At 65.1% G+C, this 16,651-nt stretch carries 14 protein-coding genes; all 14 read left to right on the forward strand.

All coding sequences use genetic code 11. The features are described from left to right. The first annotated feature begins 419 nt into the window (after window positions 1–419). The gene (gyrA, locus tag DTA15_RS21250; protein ID WP_012492866.1) at window positions 420–3,023 is read left to right on the forward strand and encodes a DNA gyrase subunit A; all 2,604 of its coding nucleotides are present in this window, start codon (window positions 420–422) and stop codon (window positions 3,021–3,023) included. Between the two features lie 83 nt (window positions 3,024–3,106). Next, entirely contained in the window at window positions 3,107–3,706 is a 600-nt protein-coding gene (locus DTA15_RS21255; protein WP_006486966.1) for a DUF2059 domain-containing protein, read from the forward strand. 155 nt (window positions 3,707–3,861) lie between these two features. Beyond that, window positions 3,862–4,944, forward strand: coding sequence for a 3-phosphoserine/phosphohydroxythreonine transaminase (gene serC / locus DTA15_RS21260; protein ID WP_006486951.1), 1,083 nt, complete (start codon window positions 3,862–3,864; stop codon window positions 4,942–4,944). 33 nt (window positions 4,945–4,977) lie between these two features. Continuing rightward, the gene (pheA, locus tag DTA15_RS21265; RefSeq protein WP_006486947.1) at window positions 4,978–6,060 is read left to right on the forward strand and encodes a prephenate dehydratase; all 1,083 of its coding nucleotides are present in this window, start codon (window positions 4,978–4,980) and stop codon (window positions 6,058–6,060) included. Between the two features lie 186 nt (window positions 6,061–6,246). Continuing rightward, the gene (locus DTA15_RS21270; protein WP_006486923.1) at window positions 6,247–7,173 is read left to right on the forward strand and encodes a prephenate dehydrogenase; all 927 of its coding nucleotides are present in this window, start codon (window positions 6,247–6,249) and stop codon (window positions 7,171–7,173) included. 13 nt (window positions 7,174–7,186) lie between these two features. Continuing rightward, complete coding sequence (aroA, locus tag DTA15_RS21275) at window positions 7,187–8,491, forward strand: 3-phosphoshikimate 1-carboxyvinyltransferase (protein WP_006486921.1); 1,305 nt, start codon at window positions 7,187–7,189, stop codon at window positions 8,489–8,491. A gap of 13 nt (window positions 8,492–8,504) precedes the next feature. Next, complete coding sequence (gene cmk / locus DTA15_RS21280; RefSeq protein ID WP_006486962.1) at window positions 8,505–9,191, forward strand: (d)CMP kinase; 687 nt, start codon at window positions 8,505–8,507, stop codon at window positions 9,189–9,191. Between the two features lie 142 nt (window positions 9,192–9,333). Then, entirely contained in the window at window positions 9,334–11,046 is a 1,713-nt protein-coding gene (gene rpsA / locus DTA15_RS21285; protein ID WP_012492864.1) for a 30S ribosomal protein S1, read from the forward strand. Between the two features lie 22 nt (window positions 11,047–11,068). Beyond that, on the forward strand, window positions 11,069–11,392 hold the full coding sequence (locus tag DTA15_RS21290; protein ID WP_006486894.1) for an integration host factor subunit beta: 324 nt from the start codon (window positions 11,069–11,071) through the stop codon (window positions 11,390–11,392). 210 nt (window positions 11,393–11,602) lie between these two features. Further along, window positions 11,603–11,896, forward strand: a complete 294-nt coding sequence (locus DTA15_RS21295) for a lipopolysaccharide assembly protein LapA domain-containing protein (protein ID WP_006486935.1) — start codon at window positions 11,603–11,605, stop codon at window positions 11,894–11,896. A 53-nt stretch (window positions 11,897–11,949) separates the two neighbouring features. Further along, window positions 11,950–13,122, forward strand: coding sequence for a lipopolysaccharide assembly protein LapB (gene lapB / locus DTA15_RS21300; RefSeq protein ID WP_006486912.1), 1,173 nt, complete (start codon window positions 11,950–11,952; stop codon window positions 13,120–13,122). A 90-nt stretch (window positions 13,123–13,212) separates the two neighbouring features. Continuing rightward, entirely contained in the window at window positions 13,213–14,613 is a 1,401-nt protein-coding gene (locus DTA15_RS21305; RefSeq protein ID WP_006486856.1) for a UDP-glucose dehydrogenase family protein, read from the forward strand. A gap of 7 nt (window positions 14,614–14,620) precedes the next feature. Further along, complete coding sequence (gene rfaE1 / locus DTA15_RS21310) at window positions 14,621–15,571, forward strand: D-glycero-beta-D-manno-heptose-7-phosphate kinase (protein ID WP_006486931.1); 951 nt, start codon at window positions 14,621–14,623, stop codon at window positions 15,569–15,571. 64 nt (window positions 15,572–15,635) lie between these two features. Next, complete coding sequence (gene rfaD, locus DTA15_RS21315; protein ID WP_006486849.1) at window positions 15,636–16,628, forward strand: ADP-glyceromanno-heptose 6-epimerase; 993 nt, start codon at window positions 15,636–15,638, stop codon at window positions 16,626–16,628. Window positions 16,629–16,651 lie beyond the last annotated feature (23 nt).

Consider the following 16,651-nt stretch of genomic DNA (forward strand, 5'->3'; position numbering starts at 1 on the left):
TCTAACTTTCAGTGCGTTGGCATTTTGCCATATCGTTCCCTTCCTACGAAAAAAAATCCTCCCCACCCCAAGATCGCTTCAACTTTGTGGTGCATGCGCAACACCGGCCTGCCGTAACTTTTAGAGATTGTCAAGAGTGGGGCGGCGAAATTGCGCGAATGCGTGCAGTTGTTTACTCGTGTGCGTGAAACACGGTGATGCGATCGCCTGCGACGTCGAGTCGCACACGCCGAGTCGCCCACGCGTGGGTGCGATGCGATTGCGGCCGATTCGTCGCGGCCGCGATTTTTACTATTTATATATAGAGGGGAAGGCGAATTGGCGGCTGATGGGCGCATGTTAGAATCTCGCGTTGCGTTGCGCATGCAGCGCCCACGCGAAAGGCGTTCGCCGTCTTCGCTCCGAAACGATACGGATACATGGATCAATTCGCCAAAGAGACCCTGCCCACCTCCCTAGAGGAGGAAATGCGCCGTTCGTATCTCGATTACGCGATGAGCGTGATCGTCGGACGTGCCCTCCCTGATGTCCGCGATGGCCTGAAGCCCGTGCACCGGCGCGTGTTGTTCGCGATGCACGAACTGAACAACGACTGGAACCGTGCGTACAAGAAGTCGGCGCGTATCGTCGGTGACGTGATCGGTAAATACCACCCTCACGGCGATACCGCGGTCTACGACACGATCGTGCGGATGGCGCAGGATTTCTCGCTGCGCTACATGCTGATCGACGGGCAGGGCAACTTCGGCTCGATCGACGGCGACAATGCCGCGGCGATGCGTTACACCGAAATTCGCATGGCGAAGATCGGTCACGAGCTGCTCGCCGACATCGACAAGGAAACGGTCGATTTCGAGCCGAACTACGACGGCAACGAAATGCAGCCGTCGGTCCTGCCGTCGCGCATCCCGAACCTGCTGATCAACGGCTCGTCGGGCATCGCGGTCGGCATGGCGACCAACATCCCGCCGCACAACCTGAACGAAGTCGTCGACGCGTGCCAGCACCTGCTGGGCAACCCGGAAGCGACGATCGACGAGCTGATCGAGATCATCCCGGCGCCGGACTTCCCGACGGCCGGCATCATCTACGGCGTCGCCGGCGTGCGCGACGGCTACCGCACCGGGCGCGGCCGCGTCGTGATGCGCGCGGCCACGCACTTCGAGGAGATCGACCGCGGCCAGCGGATGGCGATCATCGTCGACGAGCTGCCGTACCAGGTGAACAAGCGCTCGCTGCTCGAGCGGATCGCCGAGCTCGTCAACGAGAAGAAGCTCGAAGGCATTTCCGACATCCGCGACGAGTCCGACAAGAGCGGCATGCGTGTCGTGATCGAGCTCAAGCGCGGCGAAGTGCCGGAAGTGGTGCTGAACAACCTGTACAAGGCGACGCAGCTGCAGGACACGTTCGGCATGAACATGGTCGCGCTGGTCGACGGTCAGCCGAAGCTGCTGAACCTGAAGGAAATCCTGCAGTGCTTCCTGTCGCACCGACGCGAAGTGCTGACGCGCCGCACGATCTACGAACTGCGCAAGGCCCGCGAACGCGGCCACGTGCTCGAAGGTCTCGCGGTCGCGCTCGCGAACATCGACGAGTTCATCGCGATCATCAAGGCCGCGCCGACGCCGCCGATCGCGAAGCAGGAACTGATGGCCAAGCCGTGGGATTCGTCACTCGTGCGCGAGATGCTGACGCGCGCCGAGAGCGAGAACGCGGCGGCCGGCGGCCGTTCCGCGTACCGTCCGGAAGGCCTGAACCCGGCGTTCGGGATGCAGGCCGACGGGCTGTACCGCCTGTCCGACACGCAGGCGCAGGAAATCCTGCAGATGCGCCTGCAGCGCCTGACCGGCCTCGAGCAGGACAAGATCATCGGCGAGTACCGCGACGTGATGGCGCAGATCGCCGACCTGCTGGACATCCTCGCGCGCCCCGAGCGGATCACGACGATGATCGGCGAGGAGCTGACCGCGGTGAAGGCCGAATTCGGCGACGCGCGCCGCTCGAGGATCGAGCTGAACGCGACCGAGCTGAACACCGAGGATCTGATCACGCCGCAGGACATGGTCGTCACGATGTCGCATGCGGGCTACGTGAAGTCGCAGCCGCTGTCCGAGTACCGCGCGCAGAAGCGCGGCGGTCGCGGCAAGCAGGCGACGCAGATGAAGGAAGACGACTGGATCGAGACGCTGTTCATCGCGAACACGCACGACTACATCCTGTGCTTCTCGAACCGCGGCCGCGTGTACTGGGTCAAGGTCTATGAGGTGCCGCAAGGCTCGCGCAACTCGCGCGGCCGTCCGATCGTCAACATGTTCCCGCTGCAGGAAGGCGAGAAGATCAACGTCGTGCTGCCGGTCAAGGAATTCTCGGCCGACAAGTTCATCTTCATGGCGACGTCGCTCGGCACCGTGAAGAAGACGCCGCTCGAAGCGTTCAGCCGCCCGATGAAGAAGGGCATCATCGCGGTCGGCCTCGACGAGGGCGACTACCTGATCGGCGCGTCGATCACCGACGGTGCGCACGACGTGATGCTGTTCTCGGACTCCGGCAAGGCCGTGCGTTTCGACGAGAACGACGTGCGCCCGATGGGGCGCGAGGCGCGAGGCGTGCGCGGCATGCAGCTCGAGGACGGGCAGCAGGTCATCGCGCTGCTGGTCGCGGGCAGCGAGGAGCAGACCGTGCTCACCGCTACCGAAAACGGCTACGGCAAACGCACGCCGATCACCGAGTACACGCGCCATGGCCGCGGCACGAAGGGTATGATCGCGATCCAGACGTCCGAGCGCAACGGCAAGGTCGTGGCTGCAACGCTCGTCGACGCCGAGGATCAGATCATGCTGATCACGACGGCCGGCGTGTTGATTCGCACCCGCGTATCCGAGATTCGCGAGATGGGGCGCGCCACGCAAGGTGTTACACTCATCAGTCTCGATGAGGGTACCAAGCTCTCTGGCCTGCAGCAGATCGCCGAGGCCGAAGAGGGAGAGGGCGAGGCCGACGAGGCGTCGGACGGCGAAGCCTGAAGAACGGATGAGACTCTGGCCGCCGCGGGCGAAAAGCGCCGCGGCCGGCGAGCAACCATTCATATTTCCAAAAGGGAGTGATGATGCAAAAGCAATTCAAGCAACTGGTCCTGCTGGCTGCACTGGTGCCGACGTTCGCGATGGCGCAGGCGCTGTCGAATTCCGCACCGGCTGCACCGGCGGCAGCTGCGCCGATCGACGCCGACAAGAAGGCGGCGATCAAGGATCTGCTCGACGCGATCGACGCGCCGAAGCTCGTGTCGGCAATCGGCAACAGCGCCGAAATGCAGGCCAAGCAACTCGTGCCGGCGATCCTGTCGGACGCGCTGTCGGAAAACAAGACGCTGAACGACAAGCAGAAGCAGGCTGCCGTTCCGACGCTGCAGAAGAACGCGGTGCCGAAGCTGGTCGACGGCGCAGGCAAGGTGTTCGGCACGCAACAGTTCCAGAGCGACGCGATGTCGGCTCAGTACGACGCGTACGCGAAGTACTACAGCACGTCGGAGATCAAGGATCTGACGACGTTCTACAAGAGCCCGACGGGCCGCAAGTTCATCCAGGTTCAGGATCAGGTCGGTCGCGACGTGGTCAACGGCCTGATGCAGAAGTACATGCCGCAAGCGATCCAGGCAACGCGTACGCAGGCTGACAAGGAAGTCGCAGCAGTCAAGCCGGGCAAGTAAGCTGTCCGGGCGCGCCCCCGGCCGTTCGGCCGGGTTTGGCGGGAGCCTGACGACAGTGCGATAATGGCCGTTTGCGCGCGAGCGCAAGCGGCCATTTCTTTTCTGGCGCGTTTTGCCGGCGGCAAGCCGGTCGCGTCCCTCCCGAGGTTTTCACGATGCGCGTCTTTAATTTCTCCGCCGGCCCTGCGGCGATGCCCGAGGAAGTGCTGCGGCAGGCCGCCGACGAAATGCTCGACTGGCATGGCAGCGGCATGAGCGTGATGGAGATGAGCCATCGCGGCAAGGAATTCATGTCGATCCACGAGGCCGCGCTGACCGACCTGCGCGACCTGCTCGGCGTGCCGGCGAGCCACCGGATCCTGTTCCTGCAGGGCGGCGGCATCGCGGAAAACGCGATCGTGCCGATGAACCTGCTCGGCGCGCGCAACACGGCCGACTTCGTCGTGACGGGTTCGTGGTCGCAGAAATCGTTCGGCGAGGCGAAGAAGTTCTGCACGCCGCATCTCGCCGCGAGCGGCAAGACGGAGAACGGCTTCACGCGTGCGCCCACGCGCGCCGAATGGCAGCTGTCGGACGATCCGGCCTACGTGCACCTGTGCACCAACGAGACGATCGACGGCGTCGAGACGTTCGAGATCCCCGATCTCGGCGACGTGCCGCTGGTCGCGGACGTCTCGTCGCACATCCTGTCGCGCCCGATGGACGTCGCGAAGTACGGCGTGCTGTTCGGCGGCGCGCAGAAGAACATCGGGATGGCCGGCGTGACGGTCGTGATCGTGCGCGAGGATCTGCTCGATCGTGCGCTGTCGATCTGCCCGTCGGCGTTCGAATGGAAGACCATCGCCGCGAACAACTCGCTGTACAACACGCCGCCCACCTACGCGATCTACATCGCGGGCCTCGTGTTCCAGTGGCTGAAGCGGCAGGGCGGCCTCGAAGCGATCGAGGCCCGCAATATCGAAAAATCGAAGCTGCTCTACGACACGATCGATGCGAGCAGTTTCTATCTGAACAAGGTCGAGCCGGCAGCACGTTCGCGGATGAACGTGCCGTTTTTCCTGGCCGACGAAACGCGCAACGAAGACTTCCTTGCCGGCGCAAAGGCGCGCGGGCTGCTGCAGCTGAAGGGCCACAAGTCCGTCGGCGGCATGCGGGCGTCGATCTACAACGCGGTGCCGCTCGAGGGCGTGAAGGCGCTCGTCGAGTACATGAAGGACTTCGAGCAGCGCGACGCCTGACGGCGGCGCTGTTCAATCAGCACGGCAAAACGCATGGACGACGAACTGAATTCCCGCCCGAAACCGCTGCGCGACCGCATCGACGCGATCGACGCGCAGCTGATCGCGCTCCTGAACCAGCGCGCCGCGGTGGCGCTCGAGGTGGGCGAGGTCAAGAAGCATTTCAACGCGCCGGTGTTCCGGCCGGAGCGCGAGCTGCAGGTGATCGCGCGGCTGCAGGACATGAGCGCCGGGCCGCTCGCGAGCGAGCACATCAGCGCGATCTGGCGCGAGATCATGGCGGCGAGCCGCGCGCTCGAGCAGACGATCCACGTCGCGTTCCTCGGGCCGGTCGGCACGTACAGCGAGCAGGCGATGCTCGAGTATTTCGGCCAGTCGATCGAAGGGCTGCCGTGCCCGTCGATCGACGAGGTGTTCCGCTCGGTCGAGGCTGGGGCATCCGCGTTCGGCATCGCGCCGGTCGAGAAGTCGACCGAAGGCGCCGTATCGCGCACGCTCGACCTGCTGCTGCAGACCCAGCTGCTGATCAGCGGCGAGCTCGCGCTGCCGATCCATCACAACCTGCTCACGCAGAGCGGCACGCTCGACGGCGTGAAGCGCGTCTGCGCGCACGCGCAGGCACTCGCGCAATGCCAGCAGTGGCTCGCGGCGAATGCGCCGCAGCTCGAGCGGCAGGCCGTCGCGAGCAACGCGGAGGCCGCGCGTCTTGCGGCGGCCGATCCGACCGTCGCCGCGATCGCGGGCGATCGTGCAGCCGCGCATTACGGCCTGCAGATCGCGTTCTCGCTGATCCAGGACGATCCGCACAATCGCACGCGCTTCGTGATCATCGGCAAGCAGCCGGCCGGCCAGAGCGGTCACGACCAGACGTCGCTGATCGTGTCGGTGAAGAACGAGCCGGGCGCCGTGTTCAAGCTGCTCGAGCCGCTCGCGCGGCACGGCGTGTCGATGACGCGCTTCGAATCGCGTCCGGCGCGCGTCGGCACGTGGGAGTACTACTTCTACATCGACATCGAAGGGCACCGCGACGATGCGGCGGTGGCGGCCGCACTGACGGAGCTCGGCCAGAAGGCTGCGTTCCTGAAGATACTCGGTTCGTATCCGCGCGCACGCTGACGCGCGGCGGCCCAGCGCCTGCTTGAGGCAGGCGTGGCGGCCGGGCGGGTGGGGCAGGCCGGTCGGCGCTGCCGAAGGCGGGTTCGGGCGGTATCCGGTGCAGGCTGCGCCGGGTGCTGGCCCGGTGCCCGGAATCTGGAATTCCGCGTGCGGGCGTCGTTTCGTGCGCGTAACTTGGCTCTTGTCGTGTCAGGCTTTGCATTCAACAAACTGGTCATCTTCGGCGTCGGCCTGATCGGCGGATCGCTGGCCCGCGCGCTGCGCGAGCGCGCGCCGGGCGGCGCGGGCGAGATCGTCGGCGTGGGCCGCTCGCGCGCATCGGTCGAGCGCGCGCTGTCGCTCGGCGTGATCGATCGCGCGGCGGCACTCGACGACGACGTGCAGGTGCGCGACGCGCTCGCCGGCGCCGATCTCGTCTTGCTGGCCGCGCCCGTCGCGCAGACGGGCCCGTTGCTCGCGCGTATCGCGCCGTGGCTCGACGGCGCGACGATCGTCACCGATGCGGGCAGCACCAAGTCCGATGTCGTCGCGGCCGCGCGCGACGCGCTCGGCGCGCGGATCGCGCAGTTCGTGCCGGGTCATCCGATCGCGGGGCGCGAGTCGAGCGGCGTCGAGGCGGCGTTGCCCGACCTCTACGTCGGCCGCAACGTCGTGCTGTGCCCGCTGCCGGAGAATGCGCCCGACGCGGTGGCCAGGATCGACGCGATGTGGCGCGCGACCGGCGCCGACGTGCGCATGATGAGCACCGAACAGCACGATCGCGTATTCGCGTCGATCAGCCATCTGCCGCACGTGCTGTCGTTCGCGCTCGTCGAGCAGATTCTCGGCGAGGCCGACGCGGAGCTGAAATTCTCGTACGCGGCCGGCGGTTTCCGCGATTTCACGCGCATCGCGGCGTCGAACCCGGAAATGTGGCGCGACGTATGCGTCGCGAACCGCGCGGCGCTGCTCGACGAACTCGACGGCTACACGCGCGTGCTCACGCGGCTGCGCGCGGCGATCGATGCTGGCGACGGCGCGGCGCTCGAAGCCGTCTTCACGCGCTCGCGCGCCGCGCGCAAGGCATGGCAGGAACGCGGCGGCACGCCCGCTGCCGAACCGGTCAAGAAATAACAGGACGATTCCCATGGACTACCTCGATCTCGGCCCGTACTCCAGCGCATCGGGCACCGTGCGCCTGCCCGGCTCGAAGAGCATTTCGAACCGCGTGTTGCTGCTCGCGGCGCTCGCCGAAGGCGAAACGACGATCACCAACCTGCTCGACTCCGACGACACGCGCGTGATGCTCGACGCACTCGGCAAGCTCGGTGTGAAGCTCGCGCGCGACGGCGACACCTGTGTCGTCACCGGCACGCGCGGCGCGTTCACCGCGAAGACGGCCGATCTGTTCCTCGGCAACGCGGGCACGGCCGTGCGGCCGCTGACCGCCGCACTCGCGGTGAACGGCGGCGACTACCGTGTGCACGGCGTGCCGCGCATGCACGAGCGGCCGATCGGCGATCTCGTCGACGGCCTGCGCCAGATCGGCGCGCAGATCGACTACGAGCTGAACGAAGGCTACCCGCCGCTGCGGATCAAGCCCGCGACGATTTCGGTCGATGCGCCGATCCGCGTGCGCGGCGACGTGTCGAGCCAGTTCCTCACCGCGCTCCTGATGACGCTGCCGCTCGTGAAGGCGAAGGACGGCCGGACCGTCGTCGAAGTCGACGGCGAGCTGATCTCGAAGCCGTACATCGACATCACGATCCGGCTGATGGCGCGCTTCGGCGTGACCGTCGAGCGCGACGGCTGGCAGCGCTTCGTGGTGCCGGCCGGCGTCCGCTACCGCTCGCCGGGGCGGATCATGGTCGAGGGCGACGCGTCGTCCGCATCGTACTTCCTCGCGGCCGGCGCGCTCGGCGGCGGCCCGCTGCGGGTCGAGGGCGTGGGGCGCGCGAGCATCCAGGGCGACGTCGGCTTCGCGAATGCGCTGATGCAGATGGGCGCGAACGTGACGATGGGCGACGACTGGATCGACGTGCGCGGCATCGGCCACGATCACGGCAAGCTCGAGCCGATCGACATGGACTTCAACCTGATTCCCGACGCCGCGATGACCATCGCGGTCGCGGCGCTGTTCGCGAACGGTACGAGCACGCTGCGCAACATCGCGAGCTGGCGCGTGAAGGAGACGGACCGCATCGCCGCGATGGCGACCGAGCTGCGCAAGGTCGGCGCGATCGTCGAGGAAGGCCCCGACTATCTCGTCGTCACGCCGCCGGCCAAGCTCACGCCGAACGCGGCGATCGATACGTACGACGATCACCGGATGGCGATGTGCTTCTCGCTCGTCAGCCTGGGCGGCGTGCCCGTGCGGATCAACGATCCGAAGTGCGTCGGCAAGACGTTCCCCGACTATTTCGACCGCTTCGCCGCGCTCGCCAAAGCCTGACCCGACTGTTCCGATGAAATCGACCCGACCCTTTCACCCGACTCCCGTCATCACGATCGACGGCCCGACCGCTTCCGGCAAGGGCACCGTCGCGGCGCTCGTCGCCGCGCACCTTGGCTTCCACCTGCTCGACAGCGGCGCGCTGTACCGGCTCGCGGCGCTCGCGAGCGTGCGCTACGGCATCGCGGCGGAGGACATCGACGCGCTCGTGAAGCTGATCGACGATCTGCACATCACGTTCCGTGAGGGGTGCGCGCAACTCGACGGCGTCGACGTGTCGAACGACATTCGCGCCGAAGCGGTCGGCAACCGCGCGTCGGCCATTGCCGTGCACGGCCCCGTGCGCGCCGCGCTCGTCGCGCGCCAGCGCGCGTTCCGCAAGACGCCGGGCCTCGTGGCGGACGGGCGCGACATGGGCACCGTGATCTTCCCGGACGCCGTGCTGAAGGTGTTCCTGACGGCCAGCGCCGAGGCGCGCGCGACCAGGCGGCATAAGCAATTGATGCAAAAAGGTTTTTCTGCTAATATAGATGACTTGCTCCGGGATCTTCGTGAACGTGACGCGCGCGACAGCAATCGCGCGGCCGCGCCGCTGAAGCCTGCGGCAGATGCCAAGCTGCTCGATACGTCGGCACTTTCGGTCGATGAAGCCGTCGATCAGGTGCTGCAGTGGTACCGGGCGCTCGGCCAGCCCGCCTGAGTAGGCGGGCAGCGGTAGGTGCTCCGCGTCGCAAGCGCGGAGCGTGTTTCGAACCCTTAACCCCGTGTGGTCCTCGATCTGGCCCTTTCAGCCTGCCATTCCGGCCGGCGTGGCACAGCGAGCCATGCACAATCAGATTTTTATGTCCGACCTGCAAACCTCCAACCCGAATACCGAATCCTTTGCGGCTCTGTTCGAAGAGTCGCTGACCCGCCAAGACATGCGCGCCGGCGAAGTGATTTCCGCCGAAGTCGTGCGCGTCGACCACAACTTCGTGGTCGTCAATGCAGGCCTGAAGTCCGAGGCTTACATTCCGATCGAGGAATTCCTGAACGATCAGGGCGAGGTTGAGGTGCAGTCGGGCGATTTCGTGTCCGTCGCGATCGACGCACTCGAAAACGGCTACGGCGACACGATCCTGTCGCGCGACAAGGCGAAGCGCCTTGCATCGTGGCTGTCGCTGGAAAAGGCGCTCGACAACAACGAGCTCGTCACCGGCACGATCACCGGCAAGGTGAAGGGCGGCATGACCGTGATGGTCAACGGCATCCGCGCGTTCCTGCCGGGTTCGCTGGTCGACACGCGTCCGGTCAAGGACACGACCCCGTATGAAGGCAAGACGCTCGAGTTCCGCGTGATCAAGCTCGATCGCAAGCGTAACAACGTCGTGCTGTCGCGTCGTGCAGTGATCGAAGCAACCCAGGGCGAAGAGCGCGCGAAGCTGCTCGAGACGCTGAAGGAAGGCGCGATCGTCAACGGCGTGGTCAAGAACATCACCGACTACGGCGCGTTCGTCGACCTCGGCGGCATCGACGGCCTGCTGCACATCACCGACATCGCATGGCGTCGTGTGCGTCACCCGAGCGAAGTCCTGTCGGTTGGCCAGGAAGTCACCGCGAAGATCCTCAAGTTCGACCAAGAGAAGAACCGCGTCTCGCTGGGCATCAAGCAACTGGGCGACGATCCGTGGGAAGGCATCTCGCGCCGTTACCCGTCGGGCACGCGCCTGTTCGGCAAGGTCACGAACATCACCGACTACGGCGCATTCGTCGAAGTGGAATCGGGCATCGAAGGCCTCGTCCACGTGTCGGAAATGGACTGGACCAACAAGAACGTTGCGCCGTCGAAGGTTGTCCAGCTGGGCGACGAAGTCGAAGTCATGGTCCTCGAGATCGACGAAGACCGTCGTCGTATCAGCCTCGGCATGAAGCAGTGCAAGCCGAATCCGTGGGATGACTTCAGCCGCAACTTCAAGAAGGGCGACAAGATCACGGGCGCAATCAAGTCGATCACCGACTTCGGCGTGTTCATCGGTCTGCCGGGCGGCATCGACGGCCTGGTCCACCTGTCGGACCTGTCGTGGAGCGAAGCCGGCGAAGAAGCCGTTCGCAAGTACAAGAAGGGCGACGAAGTCGAAGCAATCGTGCTCGGTATCGACGTCGAGAAGGAGCGCATTTCGCTCGGCATCAAGCAGCTCGAAGGCGACCCGTTCAGCAACTACGTTGCAATGAACGACAAGGGCTCGATCGTCGACGGCGTCGTGAAGACGGTCGATGCGAAGGGTGCGGTCGTCACGCTGACGGGCGACGTCGAAGGCTACCTGCGTGCGTCGGAAATCTCGCAGGATCGCGTCGAAGACGCACGCAACGTGCTGAAGGAGGGCGACAAGGTCAACGCGATGGTGATCAACATCGATCGCAAGTCGCGCGGCATCAACCTGTCGATCAAGGCGAAGGATTCGGCTGAACAACAGGAAGCGATCCGCGGCCTGCAGTCGGACTCCAGCGCTGCTGCGACCGGTACGACCAACCTCGGCGCGCTGCTGAAGGCGAAGCTCGACGGCCAGAACCAGTAAGCCTTACGAGGTCTGCTGAAGTATGACCAAATCCGAGTTGGTCGCGCAGCTGGCATCGCGATTTCCGCAACTTGTCCTCAAGGACGCGGATTTCGCGGTGAAAACGATGCTCGATGCGATGTCCGACGCCCTGGCGAAAGGGCATCGCATTGAAATTCGGGGTTTCGGCAGCTTTGGCCTCAATCGTCGCCCGGCGCGCGTCGGACGCAACCCGAAGTCGGGGGAGAAAGTGCAGGTGCCCGAGAAGTTCGTGCCGCACTTCAAGCCTGGCAAGGAATTGCGTGAACGCGTCGACGGCCGCGCCGGTGAACCGCTGAAGGCTGACGATCCGGACGACGAGCGTTGAGCGTCGTTCGGTTTACCCGGAACCTGTCCGGCGAAGGCTGAAAAGAAAAGCGCCCCTTGCGGGCGCTTTTTTCATTTCCGGCAACCTGACGCGCAACGTGGCGCACAGGATCTGCGCAGTCGCGGAAACGCTTCCTTTACAATACGGGTCGATTCGGTGCGACGAAGGGGAGTCGCGCGCCGCGGCAAACCTCAACAAAGAGAGGGCTTCATGAAGTTTATCGTCTGGCTGATCCGGGTATTGGTGTTCGTCCTGCTGCTGGTGCTTGCGCTGGCCAATACACAAACCGCGACGCTGAATTTCGTTGCCGGCTACGCATGGCAAGCGCCGCTGATCCTGATCGGCCTGGCATTCTTCGCCGTGGGGCTGCTGGCCGGCCTGCTGTCCGCGCTGCCTTCGATCTTCCGGCTGCGCATCGAGAACGGGCGTTTGAAGCGCGATCTGCGTGCGGCGCGCGAAACGCCTGCCGTCATCGACCAGCCGCCGATGCCGCCCGTCATTTAACACGGACGCCGCGCGATCATCGCGCGGTTTTCGTCTCTGCTTCGATATTTCGCATGGATCTGGATTTCTGGTGGTTGCTCGCGATTCCGGTCGCGTTCGCGCTCGGGTGGGCGGCGTCACGCTATGACCTGAAGAATCTCCTGTCGGAGAGTGCCAACCTGCCGCGCTCGTATTTTCGCGGCCTGAATTTTCTGTTGAACGAACAACCCGACAAGGCGATCGATGCGTTCATCGAGGTGGCCAAGCTCGATCCCGAAACGGTCGAGTTGCACTTCGCGCTGGGCAACCTGTTTCGCCGTCGCGGCGAGACCGATCGCGCGATCCGCGTGCACCAGAACCTGCTGAGCCGCACCGATCTGCCGGTCAACGAGCGCGACCACGCGCTGTACGAGCTCGGCCAGGATTTCCTGAAAGCCGGCCTGCTCGATCGCGCCGAAGAGGCGTTCCACAAGCTCGCCGACGGCGACTACGCGCTTGGCGCACAGCGGGCGCTGCTGACGATCTACGAGATCGAGAAGGACTGGAACAAGTCGATCGATACCGCGAGGCGCATCGAATCGATGAGCGACAAGCCGCTCGGCACCGAAATTGCGCAGTTCCACTGCGAACTCGCGCAGGACGCGCTGCAGCGCAAGAACGCCGCCGCGGCGGCCGAACAGTTGCGCCTCGCGCTGACGGTGAATCCGCAGAACGTCCGGGCGACGGTCCTGTCCGGCGACGCGGCCGAGGCGGCGGGCGATCACGCGGCCGCAATCGAGCACTGGAAGCGCGTCGAAGCGCAGAATCCGGCGTATCTGCCGCTCGTCGCGGACAAGCTGATGAAGGCGTACGTCGCGCTTGGCAAGAACGTCGAGGGCGCGGAATTGCTGATGGGGTACGTCGATCGATATCCGTCGAACGACCTGCTCGACATCGCCTATCAGCATATCGCCGGATTGTGCGGCCAGGATGCGGCCCACACGCTCGCGCGCACGCAAATGGAAAAGTCGCCGAACCTGTCCGGGATGCTGCATCTGCTCGATGCGCAGATCGCGGCGGCCGACGAACCGCGTCGTAAGGAACTTGAAATGATGCGTGCGCTGATCAAGCAGCGCACGAAAAATCTGCCACGGTATACGTGCCAGAATTGCGGTTTCCGGGCACGGCTCTTCTACTGGCAGTGCCCCGGATGCAGCGGCTGGGAAACCTATGCGCCGCGCCGCGTCGAACCTGCGATGCCGGGCTGATCCCGGCACGCGGAGCCAACGCGCTGCGGTTGCCGCCGGGCTCGTCCCGGCGGCCAAGTTAGTCCATTACCGGGAAGTACCGGAACATCTATGAAAATCACCATCATCGGCACCGGCTATGTCGGTCTCGTCACGGGCGCCTGCCTCGCGGAGATCGGTCACGACGTCTTCTGTCTCGACGTCGATCCGCGCAAGATCGACATCCTGAACAACGGCGGGATGCCGATTCACGAACCGGGGCTGCTGGACATCATCGCGCGCAACCGCACGGCGGGGCGCCTGCGCTTCTCGACCGACATCGAGGCGAGCGTCGCGCATGGCGAGATCCAGTTCATCGCGGTCGGCACGCCGCCCGACGAGGACGGCTCGGCCGACCTGCAATACGTGCTCGAGGCCGCGCGCAACATCGGTCGCCACATGACGAGCTTCAAGGTGATCGTCGACAAGTCGACGGTGCCGGTCGGCACCGCGCAGCGCGTGCGCGGCGTGGTCGACGAAGCGCTTGCGGCACGCGGGCTCGCGGGCAGCGTCGCGCACCGCTTCTCGGTCGTGTCGAACCCGGAGTTCCTGAAGGAAGGCGCCGCGGTCGAGGACTTCATGCGCCCCGACCGGATCATCATCGGCGTCGACGACGACGAAACCGGCACGATCGCGCGCGAGAAGATGAAGAAGCTCTACGCGCCGTTCAACCGCAACCACGAGCGCACGATCTACATGGACGTGCGTTCGGCGGAATTCGCGAAGTATGCGGCGAACGCGATGCTCGCGACGCGCATCTCGTTCATGAACGAAATGTCGAATCTCGCCGACAAGGTCGGCGCCGACATCGAGGCCGTGCGCCGCGGGATCGGCTCCGATCCGCGCATCGGCTATCACTTCCTGTATGCCGGCGTCGGCTACGGCGGCTCGTGCTTTCCGAAGGACGTGCAGGCGCTGATCCGCACCGCGGGCGAGAACGGCCAGCCGCTGCGTATCCTGGAGGCCGTAGAGGCCGCCAACCATGCGCAGAAGGACGTGCTGATCGGCAAGATCGAGCAGCGCTTCGGCGCCGACCTGACGGGCCGCGAATTCGCGGTCTGGGGCCTCGCGTTCAAGCCGAACACCGACGACATGCGCGAAGCGCCGAGCCGTCGCCTGATCGCCGCGCTGCTCGAACGCGGCGCGACCGTGCGCGCCTACGATCCGGTCGCAGTCGACGAAGCGCGCCGCGTGTTCGCGCTGGATTTCGGCGACGATGCGGACGCACTGGCGCGGCTGCATCTCGTCGATACGCAGGACGTCGCGGTCACCGGTGCGGATGCACTCGTGATCGTGACCGAATGGAAGGAATTCCGCAGCCCAGATTTCACGCGCCTGAAGGCGGAGCTGAAGGCACCGGTGATCTTCGACGGGCGCAACCTGTACGAGCCGGATGCGATGGCCGAGCTGGGCATCGACTACTACGCGATCGGCCGGCCGTATGTCGATCCCCAGTTGTCCTCCCGTGGCTGAACCTACGATGAATACTCTTCGCGAAGTCGTTCCGGTGCCGCGCGAGCAACTCGCGCGCTCGCGTGTGCTCGTCGTCGGCGACGTGATGCTCGACCGTTACTGGTTCGGCAACGTCGACCGCATTTCGCCTGAGGCGCCGGTGCCGGTCGTGCACGTGCAGCGTCAGGAGGAGCGGCTCGGCGGTGCGGCCAACGTCGCGCGCAATGCCGTGACGCTCGGCGGCCAGGCCGGGCTGCTGTGCGTCGTCGGTTGCGACGAACCCGGCGAGCGGATCGTCGAGTTGCTCGGCAGCAGCGGCGTGACGCCGCATCTCGAGCGCGATCCGGCGCTGCCGACCACGATCAAGCTGCGCGTGCTCGCGCGCCAGCAGCAACTGCTGCGCGTCGACTTCGAGGCGATGCCGACGCACGAGGTATTGCTTGCGGGGCTCGCGCGCTTCGATGTGCTGCTGCCGCAGCACGACGTCGTGCTCATGTCGGATTACGCCAAAGGCGGCCTCACGCACGTCACGACGATGATCGAGAAGGCGCGTGCGGCGGGCAAGGCGGTGCTGGTCGACCCGAAGGGTGACGACTGGGCACGCTATCGCGGCGCATCGCTGATCACGCCGAATCGCGCGGAACTGCGCGAGGTGGTCGGGCAGTGGAAATCGGAAGACGACCTGCGCGCGCGCGTCGCGAATCTGCGTGCGGAGCTCGACATCGACGCACTGTTGCTCACCCGTTCGGAAGAGGGCATGACGCTCTTTTCCGCAGGCGGCGAACTGCATGCGCCGGCGCTCGCGCGCGAAGTGTTCGACGTGTCGGGCGCGGGCGACACCGTGATCGCGACGGTCGCGACGATGCTCGGCGCCGGGGTGCCGCTCGTCGACGCGGTGGTGCTCGCGAATCGCGCGGCAGGCATCGTGGTCGGCAAGCTCGGCACGGCCACGGTGGATTACGACGAACTGTTTCACTGAGCGCATTCGGCGGCGCGACGAGCGCGTCGCCCGAGTGGGCTCGCACTTTTCAGGCAGGACGATCATGACCCTCATCGTCACCGGCGCAGCCGGTTTTATCGGCGCGAACATCGTCAAGGCGCTCAACGAGCGCGGCGAGACGCGCATCATCGCGGTCGACAACCTGACCCGCGCAGACAAGTTTCGCAATCTCGTCGATTGCGAGATCGACGACTATCTCGACAAGACCGAATTCGTCGAGCGCTTTGCGCGCGGCGATTTCGGCAAGGTACGCGCGGTATTTCATGAAGGCGCCTGTTCGGACACGATGGAAACCGACGGCCGCTACATGATGGACAACAACTTCCGCTACAGCCGCGCGGTGCTCGATACCTGCCTCATGCAGGGCACGCAGTTCCTGTATGCATCGTCGGCCGCGATCTACGGCGGCTCGACGCGTTTCGTCGAGGAGCGCGACGTCGAGGCGCCGCTGAACGTGTACGGCTATTCGAAGTTCCTGTTCGACCAGGTGATCCGTCGCGTGCTGCCGAGCGCGAAGAGCCAGATCGCGGGCTTCCGCTATTTCAACGTGTACGGCCCGCGCGAGACGCACAAGGGCCGCATGGCGTCGGTCGCGTTTCACAACTTCAACCAGTTCCGCGCGGAAGGCAAGGTGAAGCTGTTCGGCGAATACAACGGTTATGCGCCGGGCGAGCAGACGCGCGATTTCGTGTCGGTCGAGGACGTGACCAAGGTGAATCTGTTCTTCTTCGACCATCCGGAGAAGTCGGGCATCTTCAATCTCGGCACGGGCCGGGCGCAGCCGTTCAACGATATCGCTTCGACGGTCGTGAACACGTTGCGCGCGCTCGACAACCAGCCGCCGCTGACGCTCGCGCAGCAGGTCGAGCAAGGGTTGATCGAGTACGTGCCGTTCCCCGATGCGCTGCGCGGCAAGTACCAGTGCTTCACACAGGCCGACCAGACGAAACTGCGCGCGGCTGGCTACGACGCACCGTTCCTGACCGTGCAGGAAGGCGTCGATCGTTACGTGCGTTGGCTATCCGGCCAGGTTTAAACCGGCGCGTTGCATCGATAGAC

It is taken from the genome of Burkholderia cenocepacia, assembly GCF_900446215.1.
GTDB lineage: Bacteria > Pseudomonadota > Gammaproteobacteria > Burkholderiales > Burkholderiaceae > Burkholderia > Burkholderia cenocepacia.

Coding starts and splice junctions, on each gene's coding strand:
- gyrA (WP_012492866.1), top strand. CDS start 420: ATGGATCAATTCGCCAAAGAGACCCTGCCCACCTCCCTAGAGGAGGAA.
- DTA15_RS21255 (WP_006486966.1), top strand. CDS start 3,107: ATGCAAAAGCAATTCAAGCAACTGGTCCTGCTGGCTGCACTGGTGCCG.
- serC (WP_006486951.1), top strand. CDS start 3,862: ATGCGCGTCTTTAATTTCTCCGCCGGCCCTGCGGCGATGCCCGAGGAA.
- pheA (WP_006486947.1), top strand. CDS start 4,978: ATGGACGACGAACTGAATTCCCGCCCGAAACCGCTGCGCGACCGCATC.
- aroA (WP_006486921.1), top strand. CDS start 7,187: ATGGACTACCTCGATCTCGGCCCGTACTCCAGCGCATCGGGCACCGTG.
- cmk (WP_006486962.1), top strand. CDS start 8,505: ATGAAATCGACCCGACCCTTTCACCCGACTCCCGTCATCACGATCGAC.
- rpsA (WP_012492864.1), top strand. CDS start 9,334: ATGTCCGACCTGCAAACCTCCAACCCGAATACCGAATCCTTTGCGGCT.
- DTA15_RS21290 (WP_006486894.1), top strand. CDS start 11,069: ATGACCAAATCCGAGTTGGTCGCGCAGCTGGCATCGCGATTTCCGCAA.
- DTA15_RS21295 (WP_006486935.1), top strand. CDS start 11,603: ATGAAGTTTATCGTCTGGCTGATCCGGGTATTGGTGTTCGTCCTGCTG.
- lapB (WP_006486912.1), top strand. CDS start 11,950: ATGGATCTGGATTTCTGGTGGTTGCTCGCGATTCCGGTCGCGTTCGCG.
- DTA15_RS21305 (WP_006486856.1), top strand. CDS start 13,213: ATGAAAATCACCATCATCGGCACCGGCTATGTCGGTCTCGTCACGGGC.
- rfaE1 (WP_006486931.1), top strand. CDS start 14,621: ATGAATACTCTTCGCGAAGTCGTTCCGGTGCCGCGCGAGCAACTCGCG.
- rfaD (WP_006486849.1), top strand. CDS start 15,636: ATGACCCTCATCGTCACCGGCGCAGCCGGTTTTATCGGCGCGAACATC.